The 17,186-nt window shown below is 59.9% G+C and carries 19 protein-coding genes; 8 read left to right on the top strand and 11 right to left on the bottom strand.

The genetic code is table 11. The features are described 5' to 3' along the window. From ACR0K9_RS19485 to parC, 3 genes are all read right to left on the bottom strand, one after another. Positions 1-91: GTP-binding protein (locus ACR0K9_RS19485; protein WP_480534500.1), on the bottom strand; the 91-nt coding region annotated here is incomplete at its 3' end. 115 nt (positions 92-206) lie between these two features. Beyond that, the gene (locus ACR0K9_RS19480; protein ID WP_480534826.1) at positions 207-800 is read right to left on the bottom strand and encodes a hypothetical protein; all 594 of its coding nucleotides are present in this window, start codon (positions 798-800) and stop codon (positions 207-209) included. Between the two features lie 99 nt (positions 801-899). Next, positions 900-3,248 carry a DNA topoisomerase IV subunit A gene (gene parC, locus ACR0K9_RS19475; protein ID WP_480825637.1) on the bottom strand — a complete coding sequence of 783 codons (2,349 nt, stop codon included), beginning with the start codon at positions 3,246-3,248 and terminating at the stop codon, positions 900-902. 200 nt (positions 3,249-3,448) lie between these two features. Between parC and ACR0K9_RS19470 the strand changes: the two genes are divergently transcribed. The 6 genes from ACR0K9_RS19470 (at position 3,449) to ACR0K9_RS19445 (ending at position 7,757) form a co-directional block, all read left to right on the top strand. Then, positions 3,449-4,054 carry an SH3 domain-containing protein gene (locus ACR0K9_RS19470; RefSeq protein WP_480825635.1) on the top strand — a complete coding sequence of 202 codons (606 nt, stop codon included), beginning with the start codon at positions 3,449-3,451 and terminating at the stop codon, positions 4,052-4,054. A gap of 69 nt (positions 4,055-4,123) precedes the next feature. After that, positions 4,124-4,951 carry an SDR family NAD(P)-dependent oxidoreductase gene (locus ACR0K9_RS19465; protein ID WP_480825633.1) on the top strand — a complete coding sequence of 276 codons (828 nt, stop codon included), beginning with the start codon at positions 4,124-4,126 and terminating at the stop codon, positions 4,949-4,951. Between the two features lie 79 nt (positions 4,952-5,030). Continuing rightward, positions 5,031-5,231 (top strand): twin transmembrane helix small protein, encoded by a 201-nt coding sequence (locus ACR0K9_RS19460; RefSeq protein ID WP_480534836.1) that lies wholly within the window; start codon positions 5,031-5,033, stop codon positions 5,229-5,231. Positions 5,232-5,234: 3 nt separating this feature from the next. Then, positions 5,235-5,807: a cob(I)yrinic acid a,c-diamide adenosyltransferase gene (locus ACR0K9_RS19455; protein WP_480534815.1), complete on the top strand. Its 573-nt coding sequence runs from the start codon at positions 5,235-5,237 to the stop codon at positions 5,805-5,807. 262 nt (positions 5,808-6,069) lie between these two features. Further along, the gene (locus tag ACR0K9_RS19450) at positions 6,070-6,828 is read left to right on the top strand and encodes an electron transfer flavoprotein subunit beta/FixA family protein (protein ID WP_480534813.1); all 759 of its coding nucleotides are present in this window, start codon (positions 6,070-6,072) and stop codon (positions 6,826-6,828) included. Beyond that, positions 6,828-7,757, top strand: coding sequence for an electron transfer flavoprotein subunit alpha/FixB family protein (locus tag ACR0K9_RS19445; RefSeq protein ID WP_480534811.1), 930 nt, complete (start codon positions 6,828-6,830; stop codon positions 7,755-7,757). Before ACR0K9_RS19450 ends, ACR0K9_RS19445 begins: the two co-directional genes overlap by 1 nt. A 60-nt stretch (positions 7,758-7,817) precedes the next feature. Here ACR0K9_RS19445 and ACR0K9_RS19440 read toward each other — a convergent pair whose 3' ends face one another. Continuing rightward, on the bottom strand, positions 7,818-8,627 hold the full coding sequence (locus ACR0K9_RS19440; protein ID WP_480825631.1) for a DUF6473 family protein: 810 nt from the start codon (positions 8,625-8,627) through the stop codon (positions 7,818-7,820). Between the two features lie 163 nt (positions 8,628-8,790). Between ACR0K9_RS19440 and ACR0K9_RS19435 the strand changes: the two genes are divergently transcribed. Beyond that, on the top strand, positions 8,791-9,666 hold the full coding sequence (locus ACR0K9_RS19435; protein ID WP_480825629.1) for a 3-hydroxybutyryl-CoA dehydrogenase: 876 nt from the start codon (positions 8,791-8,793) through the stop codon (positions 9,664-9,666). Positions 9,667-9,744: 78 nt separating this feature from the next. Here ACR0K9_RS19435 and ACR0K9_RS19430 read toward each other — a convergent pair whose 3' ends face one another. From ACR0K9_RS19430 to ACR0K9_RS19400, 7 genes are read right to left on the bottom strand one after another with little or no spacing between them, the layout of a single operon-like run. Then, on the bottom strand, positions 9,745-10,635 hold the full coding sequence (locus tag ACR0K9_RS19430) for a lysophospholipid acyltransferase family protein (protein WP_480534805.1): 891 nt from the start codon (positions 10,633-10,635) through the stop codon (positions 9,745-9,747). Positions 10,636-10,669: 34 nt separating this feature from the next. After that, entirely contained in the window at positions 10,670-10,939 is a 270-nt protein-coding gene (locus ACR0K9_RS19425; RefSeq protein ID WP_480534803.1) for an HPr family phosphocarrier protein, read from the bottom strand. 16 nt (positions 10,940-10,955) lie between these two features. After that, positions 10,956-11,348 (bottom strand): PTS sugar transporter subunit IIA, encoded by a 393-nt coding sequence (locus ACR0K9_RS19420; protein ID WP_480534801.1) that lies wholly within the window; start codon positions 11,346-11,348, stop codon positions 10,956-10,958. After that, complete coding sequence (rapZ, locus tag ACR0K9_RS19415; RefSeq protein ID WP_480825627.1) at positions 11,345-12,226, bottom strand: RNase adapter RapZ; 882 nt, start codon at positions 12,224-12,226, stop codon at positions 11,345-11,347. Before rapZ ends, ACR0K9_RS19420 begins: the two co-directional genes overlap by 4 nt. After that, positions 12,223-12,693, bottom strand: coding sequence for an HPr kinase/phosphorylase (locus tag ACR0K9_RS19410; RefSeq protein WP_480825625.1), 471 nt, complete (start codon positions 12,691-12,693; stop codon positions 12,223-12,225). The genes rapZ and ACR0K9_RS19410 overlap by 4 nt, the downstream gene beginning before the upstream one ends. Before the next feature lie 3 nt (positions 12,694-12,696). Then, positions 12,697-14,406 carry a sensor histidine kinase gene (locus tag ACR0K9_RS19405; protein WP_480825623.1) on the bottom strand — a complete coding sequence of 570 codons (1,710 nt, stop codon included), beginning with the start codon at positions 14,404-14,406 and terminating at the stop codon, positions 12,697-12,699. Between the two features lie 32 nt (positions 14,407-14,438). Next, a complete protein-coding gene (locus ACR0K9_RS19400; protein WP_480534793.1) occupies positions 14,439-15,143 on the bottom strand; it encodes a response regulator transcription factor in 705 nt (234 codons plus the stop codon). A 346-nt stretch (positions 15,144-15,489) separates the two neighbouring features. Between ACR0K9_RS19400 and ACR0K9_RS19395 the strand changes: the two genes are divergently transcribed. Beyond that, complete coding sequence (locus tag ACR0K9_RS19395; RefSeq protein WP_480534791.1) at positions 15,490-17,088, top strand: phosphoenolpyruvate carboxykinase; 1,599 nt, start codon at positions 15,490-15,492, stop codon at positions 17,086-17,088. Positions 17,089-17,186 lie beyond the last annotated feature (98 nt).

Raw genomic sequence — 17,186 nt, 5'->3', positions numbered from 1 at the left:
CTGCGGTCAGCGTGGTCTTGCCGTGGTCAACGTGGCCAACTGTACCAATGTTGACGTGCGGCTTATTACGCTCAAACTTTTCCTTTGCCATTCCTCAGGCGCCCTTTTTGCAATTTGGGGGACCCGTGGTCCCGTAGGTTACATCTGCGCGCGCAAGATATTTGGTTCAGGGGGGAAAATCAAGCACATCCTGAGGGAAATGCGGATCAGGACGCCGGATTTTGCGTGACGGCCTCGGAATCGAGCGGCTGGATCAGGTCGGGGCGCTTGTCGAACCAGCCATCGTCCTTGTGTTCCTCGGCCAGCCACTCCTCTACCCGGTCGGCAACTTTCAGGGCCAGACCGTTCATCTGCTCTTCTCTGGTGCGTACATTTCCGGACCCGGTCAGGGCACTTTCACCGGTGGTATCTTCGAGCACCTGGAACTGCTTGCCCTTGGCAAGGAACTCTTTCTTCTCGACGTCATAGACATTCACCAGAACGATCGCGGTGCTTTTGGGGTTGTAGATCACCGGAATGCCCGGAGGGGCCAACATATAGCCTTCGAGGCTGATGCCGATGTCGTATTCCTGCGCGCCCTCGTAACGGCCCAGACGAATATCAACCGCGTTCTGGATGGCCTCTTCCCATTCCTGGGGCGTCGCATCGCGGGAAACCGGCCCCTGTTTGGCTTTTTCCGCAAACGCATAATTCACACGCAGCTTGAATTCACCCAGGCTTTCGGGTTCCTCATAAACCTGTGTTTGCGTACACGCGCCCATCAGGGCCAGTCCGGTGATCAGGGTCAGAATGCGCAGCATGTCTCTCGTCTCGATAGGCCTGTTTTTCTTTGGATGTAGCGCACCGATACGGGTTGTGCCAAGCCGTATCGGCAGATTTTCACCTAACACGCGCCCCGATCACGAGAACTTATAATCCCGCGGGAAGCCATATGGGGGCTTTTTACCAACCCCTGCACGCTTGGCCAGCCACTGGGACATATCGGCCTCATGCCGGGTCTTGTCGCCGCCCATGGACCATTTCAGGCCCTCTTCCCAATTGAAGGTGGTGATGTCTGACAGCCCGCCATCCAGTTCCAGAGTGCCCTGGCGCCCGCGCGCCATGTTGTATTTCTGCAGGCGCACGCCCTTGCCGCGCGTCATCTCGGGCAGTTCCTCGGTCGGGAACACGAGGAACTTGCCGTTCTGCGAGACGACGGCCACGTGGTCCCCTTCAACCGGCTTACAGATCATCGCCGTTTCATCGCCCTTGACGTTCAGTACCTGTTTGCCGTTGCGGGTCTGCGCCAGAACGTCATCCTCGGGCACCATAAAGCCGTTACCCGCATCCGAGGCCACCAGCAGCTTGCGCCCCGGCTTATGGATCAGGATGTCGATGATCTGCGCCTCGTTCGGCAGGTCGACCATCAGGCGCAGCGGTTCGCCCATGCCGCGCCCGCCGGGCAGGTTGGCGGCGCTGACGGTGTAGAAACGCCCGTTGGAGGCAAAGACCAGCAGGCGGTCGGTGGTTTCTGCATGGAAAATGAAACGCGGGCCGTCGCCATCCTTGAACTTCAACTCACGCTTCAGGTCGATATGACCAGTCATGGCGCGAATCCAGCCCATCTGAGAGCAGACAACCGTGATCGGCTCGCGGTCGATCATCGCCTCAAGCGGGACCTCTTCGACTTGCCCGGCTTCGGCAAATCGGGTGCGCCGCGCACCACCTTCATAGTCCTTGCCGAAGGTTTTTTTGGTCTCTTTCAACTGTTCGGCGATCTTGGCCCATTGCAGGGCGGGATCGGCAAGCAAATCTTCGAGGTTGGCGCGTTCCAGCATCAGCTCGTCACGTTCGCGGACCAGCTCCATCTCTTCCAGACGGCGCAAGCTGCGCAGGCGCATGTTGAGGATGGCGTCGACCTGAACCTCGGACAACTCGCCCTCGCCCGGTTTGGGCGTGACGTAGTCGGATTCATCTGTGGCGCGGACATGGTCGATGCCCCAGTCTTCGCGCATCAGCGCGGCCTTGGGGTCGTCGTCATAGCGGATGATGTCGATGACGCGGTCGAGGTTCAGGAAGGCGACGATAAAGCCCTCCAACACCTCCAGACGATGGTCGATCTTGCCCAGACGGTGACGCGACCGGCGGATCAGCACCTCTTGCCGGTGATCGAGGAAGGCGCGCAACACTTCCTTCATCGAACAGACCTTGGGCGTCACCCCGTCGATCAGCACGTTCATGTTCAGGCTGAACCGCACCTCAAGGTCCGAGTTGCGATAGAGCATCCCCATCAGAACTTCGGGGTCCACGTTCTTGGAACGCGGCTCAAGGATCAGGCGGATGTCATCGGCGGATTCGTCGCGGACATCGGCGAGGATCGGGATTTTCTTGGTCTGGATCAGCTCGGCGATCTTTTCGATCAGCTTGGATTTCTGAACCTGATAGGGAATCTCGGTAACAACGATCTGCCATTGACCGCGACCCAGATCCTCGACCTCGAACTTGCAGCGTAGCCGGAACGAGCCGCGCCCGGTGCGATAGGCCTGCGCGATATTCTCAGGCGGCTCGACGATCACACCGCCGGTCGGGAAGTCCGGGCCCGGCACGTAGTTCAGCAGCGTATCGTCGCGCGCATCCGGTGTCTTGATCAGATGCAGACAAGCGTCGCAGAGTTCCGATATGTTATGCGGCGGGATGTTCGTCGCCATGCCCACGGCGATACCACTGGCACCGTTGGCCAGCAGGTTTGGAAACTGCGCGGGCAGCACAACCGGTTCGGTCAGCGTGCCGTCATAATTGTCGCGGAAATCAACAGCGTCCTCGTTCAGACCCTCAAGCAGCGCTTCGGCCACGATGGTCATCCGCGCCTCGGTGTAGCGCGAGGCCGCCGGGTTGTCGCCGTCGATATTGCCGAAATTCCCCTGCCCGTCGACCAGCGGGTATCGGACGTTGAATTCCTGCGCCAGACGCGCCATCGCGTCATAGATCGCGGCGTCGCCATGCGGGTGATAGTTGCCCATCACGTCGCCCGAGATTTTCGCAGACTTACGGAAGCCGCCAGATGCGCTCAGCCGCAGTTCGCGCATGGCGTAAAGGATTCGCCTGTGAACCGGCTTCAGACCGTCGCGCGCATCCGGCAGGGCGCGGTGCATGATGGTGGACAGCGCATAGGTCAGATAACGCTCGCCAATCGCGCGGCGCAGCGGTTCGGCTATCTCGCCCCCACCCTCGGGGGTCTCCATGTTGGGGTCGTCGATCGTGTCGTTCATACATGATGTGATACGACGCAAGCGCGCGCGGGTAAAGCAATCGGCGCATATTTTGCTGGGGACAAGTCGGGCTTTTTGCAACAGGGGGAGACAAGTATCGGAATTCCCCGGTTTTTCGACTCGGCACCCAATCTATGGTAAGCTTCCGAACATTAAGTCTGCTGCCTTTTATTGATGTTACGATTGCCAGGGGGTGCGCCATGACGCGCGTTATTGTTATCACTTTCGCCATGCTCGGCTGGAGCTTCTACGTGATGAGCGGAGGCCCCGAATTCGAGCCGCGCGGAACCCGCGCCGAACAGCCTGCCCGCGTTGCCTCAGCCCCCGCGCCTGCCCCCGCACCGCAGGCCGAAGAGCTGGTGACCAATGTCGCAGCCCGCGCTGTGCCTGCGCGTGTGCAGCCCGAACCCAAGGCCGAGGCGGATGCCGTCGTCCTGCTGACGCAGGTCGCCAACGATCCGCTGACGCAACCCACCGCATTTGACAATCAGGGCGCGAGCTTCACGCTGGCATCGCTGGAAGATGGTCTTGCCGGGCTCAGTCAGGTTCCGGTCGAAGTTCAGGATGATGTGACACCCACATCTCAGGTGATCGAACCCGAGAAGGACATCCGCGAGATTTCGGGCACCCGCGTAAACATGCGCGACGGCCCCGGCACGATCTATCCAATCATCGCCAAAGGCGTGATCGGCCAGCGGGTCGAGGTGCTGGGCGATTCGGGCACCGGCTGGCTGCGCTTGCGCCTGCTGCCGGACCAGCGAGTGGGATGGATCGCCGCATCGCTGGTGCGAAAGCCCACAAACTGACGCAACTGTGTCATTGTCCTGACCAGAACCACGCCATAGCTATGGGCGAGGTACACAGGCGGGGGCGATATGCAGAAATCGATTCTGATCACAGGCTGTTCATCCGGAATAGGGCTGGATGCGGCGCATGGGATGCGCGCGCGCGGCTGGCGCGTCTTTGCTTCGTGCCGACAGCAGCGCGACTGTGACAGGCTGCGCGCGCAGGGTTTCGACAGCCCGCTGATCGATTACACCGATGCCGACAGCATCACCTCGGGCCTGCACCAGGTGCTTGAGGCGACGGGTGGCACGCTGGATGCGCTGTTCAACAACGGTGCCCACGGTCTGCCCGGCGCGGTCGAAGATGTCCCGACTGACGGGTTGCGACAGATCTTCGAAACCAACGTTTTCGGCTGGCACGAACTGACCCGTCAGGTGATTCCGGTCATGCGGGCGCAAGGGCACGGGCGGATTGTACAGAACTCGTCCGTTCTGGGGCTGGTGGCCTATCCGTGGCGCGGCGCTTACGTGGCGACCAAATACGCCATCGAGGGGCTTTCGGACACTTTGCGGCTGGAACTGCGGGACACCGACATCAAGGTCATATTGATCGAACCCGGTCCTATCACCTCGAAAATCCGCGAAAACGCCATTCCGATGTTCGAACGGTTTATCGACTGGCAAAACTCGGCCCTGCGCAAACGGTACGAGGATAACCTGCTCAAACGGCTCTACGAATCCTCGGGCCCCGACACGTTCGAGCTGCCCGCATCTGCGGTGACCGCCAAGCTGGCTCATGCGGTCGAGGCAAGGCGGCCGCGCAGCCGGTATTATGTGACAACACCCACCTATATCGCCGGTTATCTGCGCCGGATCCTTCCAACCCGCACCATCGACCGCATCCTGTCGGACGTCTGAGGCGAAATTACCCGTTCGCTTTTGCCCCCATCGGCGCTAGATGAAGGCCAAAGAGACAGAAAACACGGACGGTGATCTTATGGACCTGTTGATGGTCATATTGCTTCTGGCCATGGCGGCGGTTGTCGCTGTGCTGGTGATGGGCATTGCCAACTTCGGAAAACCCGGCAAGGACGCCGCGATGAAAAGCAACAAGATGATGCGCCTGCGTATCCTGTTTCAGTTCATTGCCGTGGTTTTGATCGTGCTCTACGTCTACCTGCGCGGACAGGGAGGGTAAGCGATGGTCGTACTCAACAAAATCTACACACGCACCGGGGATGACGGCAAAACCGCATTGGGCAACGGCGAACGTGTGGCCAAATACTCCGGACGCGTTGCCGCCTATGGCACGGTGGACGAGCTGAATTCCTTTGTCGGCGTGGCGCGGACCGAAGCCGAAGGAGAGGTCGAGGCCGCGCTGGCGCGCATCCAGAACGATCTGTTCGATCTGGGCGCCGATTTCTGCCGCCCGGACATGGACAAGGATGCCGAAGCCGACTATCCGCCGCTGCGCATCGTACCGGCCCAGATCGACCGGCTGGAGGCCGAGATCGACGCGATGAACGAAACGCTGGAGCCGCTGCGCAGCTTCATTCTGCCCGGCGGGTCGCGGCTGGCGGCGCATCTGCATGTGTGCCGCACCGTCTCGCGCCGGGCCGAGCGGTTGGCTGTGGAACTGACCAACATGGAACCTGTGAACGAAACGGCGGTGAAATACCTGAACCGTCTCAGCGACTGGTTCTTTGTCGCAGCCCGCTGCGCCAATAACGGCGGTCGCGACGATGTATTGTGGGTTCCGGGCGCGAACCGCTGAAAGCGGCAGCACGTCCTGCGGACGTGATGGCGACCGAAAGGGCGAAGCCCCGGCCCGAAAGGCGGCACGAACCGCTGATTGCGCCCGCCTCAGGGAAACAAAATTTCGTTTCTTGTCGAAAAATGACGAAACGCGACGTCCCGAAACCATGACGTGACGATTTTGCTCTGTTGCAGGCCATCGCGACCCGTTATCTAGGCCAGCGAGAGCATTGGTGGAGTCGCGACGCGGCTTGCCGTTTTTGTAAGGAGCATACGCAAAAATGAAGGTACTTGTGCCTGTCAAGCGCGTGATCGACTACAACGTGAAAGTTCGCGTCAAAGCGGATGGCAGCGGTGTTGATCTCGCCAATGTCAAAATGTCGATGAACCCGTTCGACGAGATTGCAGTGGAAGAGGCGATCCGCCTGAAAGAAGCGGGCAAGGCTGACGAAGTCGTTGCCGTTTCGATCGGCGTCAAGCAGGCGCAGGAAACTCTGCGTACCGCACTAGCCATGGGTGCGGACCGCGCCATTCTGGTGGTTGCGGCCGACGACGTGCACACCGATATCGAGCCTCTGGCCGTTGCGAAAATCCTGGCCAAAGTGGTCGAGGAAGAGCAGCCGGGCATCGTTCTGGCGGGCAAGCAGGCGATCGACAACGACATGAACGCCACCGGCCAGATGCTGTCGGCACTGCTGGGCTGGTCGCAAGGCACCTTCGCGTCCGAACTGGACATCGAAGGCGACACCGCCAAGATCACCCGCGAGGTGGATGGCGGCCTGCAGACCATCAGCGTCAAGATGCCGACCATCGTGACCGTTGACCTGCGCCTGAACGAGCCGCGCTATGCGTCGCTGCCCAACATCATGAAGGCGAAGAAAAAGCCGCTGGATGAGAAAACCGCCGCCGATTACGGCGTCGACGTCACCCCGCGTCTGGAAATCGTCAAGACCGATGAGCCGCCGGCGCGCGCTGCTGGTATCATCGTGGGCTCGGTTGATGAGCTGGTCGAGAAACTCAAAGAAGCGGGGGCTGTGTAATGGCTGTTCTTCTTCTCGCAGAGGTTAACAACGGCGAGCTGTCGGTTGACGCCACCGCCAAGACCGTTGCCGCCGTCAAATCGCTGGGCGACATCACCGTTCTGGCCGCCGGCGGTTCTGCCGCCGCCGCTGGTGAAGCCGCAGCCAAGATCGATGGTGTGTCCAAGGTTCTGGTCGCCGAAGATGCCTCGCTGGGGCACCGCCTTGCGGAATCGACCGCAGCCCTGATCGTGGGCCTGGCCGATGGCTACGAACATATCGTTGCCCCCGCCACCACCGACGCCAAGAACGTGATGCCGCGCGTTGCCGCGCTGCTGGACGTGATGGTGATCTCGGATGCGTCGGGTGTGGTTGACGGATCGACCTTTGAACGCCCGATCTATGCGGGCAACGCGATCCAGACCGTGAAATCGAACGACGCCAAGAAAGTCGTCACCATCCGGACCGCCAGCTTTGACGCGGCGGGCGAAGGTGGTTCGGCAGCGGTCGAGACCATCTCGGTCGGCGACAACCCTGGCCTGTCGTCGTGGGTCGAAGACAAGGTTGCCGAAAGCGACCGCCCCGAGCTGACCTCGGCTGGCGTTGTTGTTTCGGGCGGCCGTGGTGTCGGCTCGGAAGACGATTTCAAACTGATCGAAACTCTGGCCGACAAGCTGGGCGCTGCCGTTGGCGCATCGCGCGCCGCCGTGGATTCGGGCTATGCTCCGAACGACTGGCAGGTCGGTCAGACCGGTAAGGTTGTTGCCCCCGACCTGTATGTCGCTGTCGGCATCTCGGGCGCGATCCAGCACCTGGCGGGTATGAAGGACTCGAAGGTCATCGTTGCGATCAACAAAGACGAAGAAGCGCCGATCTTCCAGGTTGCCGATTTCGGACTGGTTGCCGACCTGTTCCAGGCGGTACCGGAACTGACCGAGAAACTCGGCTGATCTGACGACGGCTTTCGTCGATATTCCCTTGGAAGGCCCGCCATTGGCGGGCCTTTTTCGTCAGACCGTCAATTCCTGAATTGCACGGGATAGTATACCGGCGATCCGGCGATGGGTGGCCGGGCCAAGCATGTGTTCCGCTATCGGCTGCTGTAATGTGCCGAACAGCACATCCTCAAGATCATCGGACACGCCAGATATCTGAGCACGCATTTGCACGATCTGCGCGCAAAGAGGCCCGAGAGATTTGAGCAGTGCTGCCCCAACCGGCAACGCGACATGACCCGTTTCGCCTTCTTCAACCTCAAGCGCCAGTATCACGACTGGTGGAACGATCTGTTCGAGAAACGACTTGAGATGGCCAAGCCAGCTCTGGCGTAGTTCCTGAAGAACGGTTTCGAACCGCGTGTCCCGATGCGATTGCAAACGCCCGAGCAGATGTCCGATGAAATGCACATCTGTAAAATCCTCTTCGGAATAGAGCTGCACCAATTCGGGTGTCGGAGCCACGAAACGATCGTTGCGACGGGGATGCACGCGATAGAACCGGTTGGAGTGCCCGCCCAGATCGGGAAGCTGCAGCACACACAGCTCTGACGCGTTGGCAAGGGCCAGCAGACCGGGATCCTGCACCAGAGCTTCGGCCCCGCAATAAAGGCTGCCAAAGTTTATGCAGCGCTGGTTGAGGCTCTGTTGCAGGATCGCCGGATAAGGGCGATCCACGAATCGGCCAAACGTCTCTTTGCCGCCCAAACAGGCCACATATGGCCGGTCCAAAGCCCGTTCAGGGCCCCGAAAGCGCAGTTTCGACGCAGCATAGCTGCACGTAAGCTCAGCGGGGCCCCCCACGCCGATCGTTTGATAGCACATATCACTCACCCAAATTTTCACCCGGTTGCCATCTTGCCGCCGCAGATGTTGAGAAAACCCTAATGCGCGCATTTGAAGCGAATTTGATCGGTCCGATCCCCTTGCCGCCTGCCCGGAACTGCCGATAATGTCGCGCGTAACCTGCGAGCAAAGGCACCGGAACATGGATGTAAAATCAGTCGGAGTGATCGGCGCCGGGCAGATGGGCAACGGCATCGCCCATGTCATGGCCCTGGCGGAATATGATGTTCTGCTCAATGACATCAGCCAAGAGGCGCTGGACAGTGCGGTGGCGACGATTGAGGCCAATCTGGCGCGGCAGGCCTCGCGCGGGAAAATCACCGATGCCGCACTTCAGGCCGCGCTGGGACGGATCACGACCACGCTCAACTTGCCGGATATCGGGCAGACCGATCTGGTGATCGAGGCCGCAACCGAACGGGAAACGGTCAAACAGGCCATTTTCGAAGACCTGCTGCCACATCTGCAGCCGCATACGATTCTGACCTCGAACACCTCATCGATCTCGATCACACGCCTGGCCAGCCGCACGGATCGGCCCGAGCGGTTCATGGGGTTCCATTTCATGAACCCAGTACCGGTGATGCAACTGGTGGAACTGATCCGGGGCATTGCCACCGATGAAGAGACCTTCAGTGCCTGCAAAACGGTGGTGGACCGGTTGGGCAAAACAGCGGCCAGCGCCGAAGATTTCCCCGCCTTTATCGTAAACCGTATCCTGATGCCAATGATCAACGAGGCGGTTTATACGCTCTATGAAGGCGTCGGGAATGTGCAATCCATCGACCAGTCGATGAAGCTGGGTGCGAATCATCCGATGGGGCCGCTGGAATTGGCGGATTTCATCGGCCTGGACACCTGTCTTGCGATCATGAACGTGCTTCATGACGGGTTGGCCGACACCAAATACCGCCCCTGCCCGCTGTTGACGAAATATGTCGAGGCCGGTTGGCTGGGGCGCAAGACCGAGCGCGGGTTCTACGATTATCGCGGCGAGGTTCCGGTGCCAACACGGTAGGAATTGAGAGGGCCAGCCCTCTCTTGAGCCTGCGGCTCAATTCACTCCCGAGATATTTTTGGCCAGATGAAGAGCGGATCAGCGCTTGCCAAGGGCGAGTGTATGATCGCGGAGCCAGGCCATGAAACCACGCGGGTCGCGTTCCAGCAGCGCCATGTCTTCGTCCGGGATCGGCTCGCCGATAACCGGGGATTGCGGCTTGTTGCAGGATCGGACGATCTCGTGCAGCAGCAGGCCCTGACGCAGGATCGGTGAAATCCGGTTGGCGATCTGGTACCAACGCGAATTGCTGCCCGGGAAGAAAATCGGCACCACCTTGGCACCCGAGCGGCGGATCATCTTGGCGGTGAAGACATTCCATTCGCGTTCGATTGCAGGACCAAACCAGTCATCCGACGACATCACAACGCCCGACGGAAACAGCGCCACGACACCGCCATCAGCCAGATGGTTCATCGCCTTGCTGCGCATTTCCAGCATTTTCGCCTGCGCTTCGGGGTCGTGCGGAAACGGCACAGGGATCATGAAAGAGGTCGCGGCCTCATCCAGACCGGTCAGAACCGAACGGGTCAGGATGCGATAATCGCTGCGGACCCGGCCTATGAGCTCGGCAAAAATCATACCATCGACCATGCCGTGAGGATGGTTGGCGACAACCACAACCGGGCCATCCTTGGGAATTCGGGCGATCTGCTCGGCCGGGGTGGTCAGCTCGATCCCCATGGTCCTGAGCGCGCCGCCCCAGAATTTCTGGCCCCGGTAATGCTCGTTCCGCTTTTCGAACTTATTGACCATACGCAGAATGGTCAGCTTGCCGGTGCACCATTCGATGGCCCGGATGGCGGTCGACGTCCAGGCATCGTCAAACGAGTTGGCGTAGGTCAGGGTTCTGCGGTCGTAAATCTCACCCTGATCGGTGTCCTGATCCACTACAGGACCTGTCTTGGTATCGTGCGTGGTTTCCGCCAATTGCCTGGTCTTTCCGTCCTTGATGTCGCGGCAGTCAGAACCCTTCGCCGAACTTGTCGTTCACCAGGGTTTCCAACGCTTCTGCCAACGCCTCAGCATCCGGGCCGGACGTCTCGACGTCAATAGTGGTTCCGCGCGACGCTGCCAACATCAAAAGGCCCATGATACTGTCGCCCGAGGCGGAAAGCCCCTCGCGCGACACCTCGGCGCGGGCGTCAAAGCCTTCGACCACCTCGACCAGCTTCGCCGAGGCGCGGGCGTGCAGGCCCTTTTCGTTGATAATTTTCAAACTCTTGGTCGTCATATGAATCTATCCGGTATCAATCCAGCGTCACATTTTGCGCATTGATGTATTTTCGTCCAGCTTCCAGTGCCAAACGCACCGCCTCGGCCAGCGGCAGGTGGCGGCTTTTGGCCAATTTGATCAGCATGGGCAAGTTGGCGCCATAAAGGATTCGCCGGTCCTGCGGTGCGCAGGCCCGCAGGCTGAGATTCGACGGGCTGCCGCCATAAAGATCGGTTACCACGACAACACCATCGCCCTGATCAACCTCATCAGCGGCGCGGCAAATCTCGGCCTGCTTTTCTTCGCGATTATGATCAGCCGCGATCGGGATGGCGAGCAGCCCGGGCTGTTTACCAACCACATGCTGCGTGGCAGACAGGTATTCCTGCGCCAACCCGCCATGTGCAACGATTACGATCCCGATCAACCCGGCCTCACATTCAAAGAACGACGTTCTATTTCGCGATGCCTTATTGACACCTGCTGGCCCGCTTCTGCAAGGGCCTTTGCAACGGCTTCCGCCACCGCGACCGAGCGGTGCTGGCCGCCGGTGCATCCGAAAGCCACCGACAGATGCGCCTTGCCCTCGGCCCGGAATGCCGGAAGCAGCTCGATCAGCAGGTCCACGACCCGGTCGAAGAACGCACGATAGTTCATATCGGATTGAACATAGGCCGCCACCTCCGGGTTTCGACCATCTGCGGCGCGGAATTCGGGCCGCCAATAGGGATTGGTCAGAAAGCGGCAGTCGAAAACCATATCCAGGCCGCGCGGCAAGCCGCGTTTGTACGAGAAGGAATCGATCGAAACCGCCAGATGCCGTCCGCCTTCGGGGGCGAACCAGCGCTCGACCTCTTCGCGCAGCTGGTGGACGTTCAGTGCGGTCGTATCGATCAGGGTATCGGCGATCTCGCGGATCGGAGCCAGCAGTTCCTTTTCCTGACGTATTCCGGTTTCGGGGCTGGCATCGGCTGCCACTGGGTGGCGGCGGCGGGTTTCCGAAAATCGGCGCAGCAGCACCTCGTCGCTGCAATCCAGATAGAGGATGGTCAGATCGACCTGCGCCATCCTGCCCAGTTTCGCCGCCAGCTCGATGAACCCGATGGTCGAAAAATCGCGGTTGCGCGCATCGATGCCCAGCGCCATCGGGCTGCCCGGTTCGGAGCTGTCCATCAGGCGCGACAGCAGGCCCATTGGCAGGTTGTCGATGGCCTCGAACCCAAGGTCTTCAAGGACGTGGATCGCGGTCGACCGGCCCGCGCCCGAAGGTCCGGTTACCAAAACGGTGCGACGTTGCGCGGTCATGAGATCGGCCATTCGGGGCTTACGCGTCCCATTTTCAGAAGTTGCAGCAATGCTGCCGGTAGATTTGGTACGGTCGCGGCGCGAAGCAAGGGAACAGTTTGCCCCAGCACCTTCACGTCGATGGGATCAGGCAGACGCGCCGGCTCAGTCTGATCCAGATCGACCACATAGGCCAGCGGAACGGCCTCGACCGCTTTGGCCCGCAACAGGCCCACTCCGCGCGCTTCGATCAGGCCGCGCAAATGCGGAACCGCTTCGGCCACGACCCGCATTCCGTGTGCGGTCAACGTGACGCGATCATCCGCCACCAGCCGAGCGCCCAGTGCCATCATCTGCAACGCCAGCGCCGATTTGCCGGTGCCGGATGCGCCGATGATCAGTAAACCAGCATCCTCAACGGACACACAGGTGGCGTGAACACACGCCTCGTCCTGATCTGCAATGTCAGAGAAAAGCGCTGCCCCCATGGCCTAGACGGGCAGCCCGACCACGAACCGCGCCCCCAGCGGCTCCGAGGTGACATCGGCCTCGGTCGGGCGAATATTCTCGGCCCAGATCACCCCGCCATGCGCTTCGACGATCTGTTTCGAGATCGCCAGTCCGAGGCCAGAATTGTTGCCGAAATGCTCCTCGGGGCGCTGAGAATAAAAGCGTTTGAAAATTTTGGTCAGCGCCTGATCGGGAATGCCGGGGCCGGTATCCTCGACCACAACCAACACACGGTTGTCCCTGCGGCGCACCCAGACGCGGATCGCGTCCTTGTCCTCGCAGAACGAAATGGCGTTGGTGATCAAATTGACGAAAACCTGTGCCAAACGCGCCTCGAGCCCGTTGATCACGATGGGCTCAGAGGGCAGATCAGTGATATAATCAATCCCCTGCGAACGCGCGTCTTCCCCAAGAAACTGGCCGATATTGTTCAGCAGGTTGAGAAGATCGAAAGGTTGTTCTTCCTCTTTCACCAGCTCTGCATCCAGCCTTGAGGCGTTTGAGATATCGCTGACCAGCCGGTCCAGCCGCCTTACGTCATGTTCAATCACACCCAGCAGTTTTTCACGCTGATCCTCGCGCTTGACCATGCGCATGGTGCCGACAGCCGATTGCAAACTGGCCAGAGGGTTTTTGATCTCATGCGCTACATCCGCCGCGAACTGCTCATTGGCATCGATACGGTTGTAAAGCGCAGTCACCATACCGCGCAGCGCCTGACTGAGGCGCCCGATCTCATCCGGGCGGGCGCTCAGATCCGGAATGCGGATGCGCCCGGGATTGACCCCGGCCCCGCGATCCTTACCCGTCTCGGCTGCTGCGGCCAGATCCGCCAGGGGGTTGGCGATGGTCGAAGCCAGAACCAGGCTCAGACCGATTGAAACCAGCAGCGCCACGATGAACATCTGCAGAATCCGCTCTTGCTCTTTGCGGGCCAACGCGTCGATCTCACCCGACGGACCGGCCATTGCGACTGCGCCCACCGGCGCGCCGTCCAGCATGATCGGCGCCACAGACACGATCACGGTTTGACCCATATCATCCTTGACCGCCTGCACCTGCATACCACCGTCCAGAGCCTGCGGAATCATCTCTTGCACGCGCTGCGCCAAAGTGGGCGGATCAATATCGGAAGAGCCACTGAAAATGGCAGAAATACCAGTCCAGACTGCGTTCAGCGCATCGCTGATAAGCGTGCTGCCGGTCGAGCTGTCGATGTTTTGGCGCAACAGGCTGGGCAATTCCGCAGCACCCGCCGCGCCGCGCGTCCAGCCGATCAGCGTACCGGTGCCATCATAGACGAAAACTTCACCGCCCTCTGGCAGGCTGAGACCCGCCAGCGTATCGCGCACGTCCAGCGCAGCTGCGCCGCCGGGGGCAGGTCGGCGCAGCTGCGTTTCGAATACGTTGCTGACAAGCTGGACATCGCCAACCAGATTGCGCGCGGTCTGCTGCACGCGTTCCTTTCGCGAGTCATCGAGATAAAGAAGCCCGGCCACAAGAATGACCAACGCGATCAGGTTGAAGGTGATAATCCGGCGTGCCAGCGCCGAATGGCGCAGCGAGAACAGGTTGCGGCGCGATCGCTTGGCGCTGAGCTCGGCAGCCTGAGGGTCTTGGGGAATGACCCAGTCATCCCCAATTACGACATCCGCGTCGCGCACTTGATCAGAGTGTTCCGTATCGCGCACGAGACCCTTTCACCCCCTAAAAACGGCCGCGCCTATTCTTCGTTATACCGATATCCGATACCATAAAGCGTTTCGATGGCCGAGAACTCTGAATCCGCGGCCCGCATTTTCTTGCGCAGTCGCTTGATATGGCTGTCGATGGTCCGATCATCCACATAGACCTGATCGTCATAGGCCACATCCATCAGCTGATCACGGCTTTTGACAAAACCCGGACGCTGTGCCAGCGCCTGCAGCAACAGGAATTCTGTCACGGTCAGCGAGACATCATTGCCTTTCCAGCTCACGGCGTGACGTAGCGGGTCCATCCGCAGATCTCCGCGCTCCATCACCTTGGTGTCGCCGGTGGCAACACTGCCTGCGTCACCTTCAACAGCTTCCTGACGGCGCAGCAGGGCGCGAATGCGTTCGACCAGCAATCGTTGCGAGAACGGCTTTTTGACGTAGTCATCCGCGCCCATACGCAGGCCCAGTACCTCGTCGATCTCGTCATCCTTGGAGGTCAGGAAAATCACCGGCATCTGTGTTTTCTGCCGCAGTCTCTGCAACAGATCCATGCCATCCATACGCGGCATCTTGATATCCAGCACGGCCATGTCCGGCAGCTTCTTGTTGAAAGCGTCCAGCGCAGCCTGACCATCGTTATATGTTTCGACCTCGAACCCTTCGGCTTCGAGTGTCATAGACACGGACGTCAGGATATTTCTGTCGTCGTCCACTAGTGCAATCTTTGACATCGGGTTCACCCCTATTCCTGCTCACTGCGCAATAATACGCTTTTTTGTAAGGCATTGTTGGCGGTTTTGAGCCACCGAATCAACTCGTAACCGCGAAACGTGCCATTCTTGCGGCAGGTCTGCGGCAAATTTGCCTTTCTGGCTTCTAATTGCTGCCTTGATTTGAGGCAGGCAATTGGTGATGGCGCTAAACCTGAACTTGGTTGCGCTAACTCCTCCCAACCCTCCTGTTCATGTTCTAAAATACCATGATAAGAGGCGCCTGACCGCCGGATTCTTTCCGGTTTCCGCCCCCAATGGCACTTTCGGTTCAACCGCCAAGGCGCCGCCACAGGAGAAGACACACATGACATCTGGACGGGTTAACCCGCAATTCCGCCTCGAAGATCAGGGCATCGAGGGTCTGGGCAATGTCTATTACAACTTCATGGAACCGGCGCTGATCGAAGAGGCGCTGAAGCGCGGCGAAGGCACCCTTGGCAATGGTGGCGCCTTTCTGGTCACCACCGGCAAATTCACCGGCCGGTCGCCCAAGGACAAGCATGTCGTCAAAACCGACAGTGTTGCCGAAAGCATCTGGTGGGAAAACAATGCTGAAATGAGCCCTGAGGGCTTTGACGCGCTGTATGAAGACATGCTGGCCCATATGAAAGGCCGCGACTATTTCGTGCAGGACCTCGTCGGCGGGGCTGATCCCAGCTATTCGATCAACGTGCGCATGGTCACCGAGCTAGCCTGGCACAACCTGTTCATCCGCCATCTGCTGCGCCGCCCGGATCGTGAGGATCTGGATGAGTTCACAGCGGACTTCACCGTCATCAACTGCCCCAGCTTCCAGGCCGATCCCGCCAAACACGGCTGCCGCAGCGAGACCGTGATTGCGCTGAACTTCGACCGCAAACTGATCCTGATCGGCGGCACGGAATATGCGGGCGAAAACAAGAAATCCGTGTTCACCCTGCTGAACTACATGCTGCCGGAAAAAGGCGTGATGCCGATGCACTGCTCGGCCAACCACGCCGTTGGCAATCCGGTCGACACCGCCGTCTTCTTCGGCCTGTCGGGCACCGGCAAGACCACCCTGTCCGCCGACCCGGCCCGCGTGCTGATCGGTGATGACGAACATGGCTGGTCGGATCGCGGCACCTTCAACTTTGAGGGCGGCTGCTATGCCAAGACGATCAATCTGAACGCCGAAGCCGAGCCTGAAATCTACGCGACCACTTCGAAATTCGGCACCGTGATCGAGAACATGGTCTTCGACCCCGAGACCAAGGAACTGGATTTCAACGACGACTCGCTGACCGCCAACATGCGCTGCGCCTATCCGCTGGAATACATCTCGAACGCATCCAGCAGCGCGTTGGGCGGGCATCCGAAGAACATCATCATGCTGACCTGTGACGCGTTCGGTGTTCTGCCTCCGATCGCGCGGCTGACGCCCGCACAGGCGATGTATCACTTCCTGTCGGGCTTCACCTCGAAAGTAGCCGGGACCGAACGTGGCGTGACCGAGCCGCAGCCCACCTTCTCGACCTGCTTTGGGGCACCCTTCATGCCGCGCCGCCCCGAAGCCTATGGCAACCTGCTGCGTGACAAAATCGCCCAGCACGGCGCCACCTGCTGGCTGGTCAACACCGGCTGGACCGGCGGTGCCTATGGCGTGGGCAGCCGGATGCCGATCAAGGCCACCCGCGCGCTGCTGACCGCCGCGCTGGAAGGCTCGTTGGCTGACGCGGAATACCGCAAGGACGCCAATTTCGGCTTTGACGTACCTGTGTCTGTGCCCGGCGTGCCCGAGGTCCTGCTGGACCCGCGCCGCACCTGGGACGATCAGGCGGCCTTTGACAAGCAGGCGGAAAAGCTGGTGCAGATGTTCGCCGAGAACTTCGAGCAGTATCTGCCCTTTATCGACGAAGATATCAAAGCCGTCGCCATCGGCTGATCGGGATTGGGGGCCGTTTCGGCCCCCAGATCACCCCCTGCTTACGTAGCGGAAACAGCAAACACACAGACAAGTGCGTTGCGAGAATGCGCAACTTG

The organism is Ruegeria sp. L12 (assembly GCF_056531745.1).
Note: the sequence above shows the minus strand (reverse complement) of the source record. Positions and strands in the feature narration are given on the sequence as shown.

Coding starts and splice junctions, on each gene's coding strand:
- ACR0K9_RS19480 (WP_480534826.1), bottom strand. CDS start 800: ATGCTGCGCATTCTGACCCTGATCACCGGACTGGCCCTGATGGGCGCG.
- parC (WP_480825637.1), bottom strand. CDS start 3,248: ATGAACGACACGATCGACGACCCCAACATGGAGACCCCCGAGGGTGGG.
- ACR0K9_RS19470 (WP_480825635.1), top strand. CDS start 3,449: ATGACGCGCGTTATTGTTATCACTTTCGCCATGCTCGGCTGGAGCTTC.
- ACR0K9_RS19465 (WP_480825633.1), top strand. CDS start 4,124: ATGCAGAAATCGATTCTGATCACAGGCTGTTCATCCGGAATAGGGCTG.
- ACR0K9_RS19460 (WP_480534836.1), top strand. CDS start 5,031: ATGGACCTGTTGATGGTCATATTGCTTCTGGCCATGGCGGCGGTTGTC.
- ACR0K9_RS19455 (WP_480534815.1), top strand. CDS start 5,235: ATGGTCGTACTCAACAAAATCTACACACGCACCGGGGATGACGGCAAA.
- ACR0K9_RS19450 (WP_480534813.1), top strand. CDS start 6,070: ATGAAGGTACTTGTGCCTGTCAAGCGCGTGATCGACTACAACGTGAAA.
- ACR0K9_RS19445 (WP_480534811.1), top strand. CDS start 6,828: ATGGCTGTTCTTCTTCTCGCAGAGGTTAACAACGGCGAGCTGTCGGTT.
- ACR0K9_RS19440 (WP_480825631.1), bottom strand. CDS start 8,627: ATGTGCTATCAAACGATCGGCGTGGGGGGCCCCGCTGAGCTTACGTGC.
- ACR0K9_RS19435 (WP_480825629.1), top strand. CDS start 8,791: ATGGATGTAAAATCAGTCGGAGTGATCGGCGCCGGGCAGATGGGCAAC.
- ACR0K9_RS19425 (WP_480534803.1), bottom strand. CDS start 10,939: ATGACGACCAAGAGTTTGAAAATTATCAACGAAAAGGGCCTGCACGCC.
- rapZ (WP_480825627.1), bottom strand. CDS start 12,226: ATGACCGCGCAACGTCGCACCGTTTTGGTAACCGGACCTTCGGGCGCG.
- ACR0K9_RS19410 (WP_480825625.1), bottom strand. CDS start 12,693: ATGGGGGCAGCGCTTTTCTCTGACATTGCAGATCAGGACGAGGCGTGT.
- ACR0K9_RS19400 (WP_480534793.1), bottom strand. CDS start 15,143: ATGTCAAAGATTGCACTAGTGGACGACGACAGAAATATCCTGACGTCC.
- ACR0K9_RS19395 (WP_480534791.1), top strand. CDS start 15,490: ATGACATCTGGACGGGTTAACCCGCAATTCCGCCTCGAAGATCAGGGC.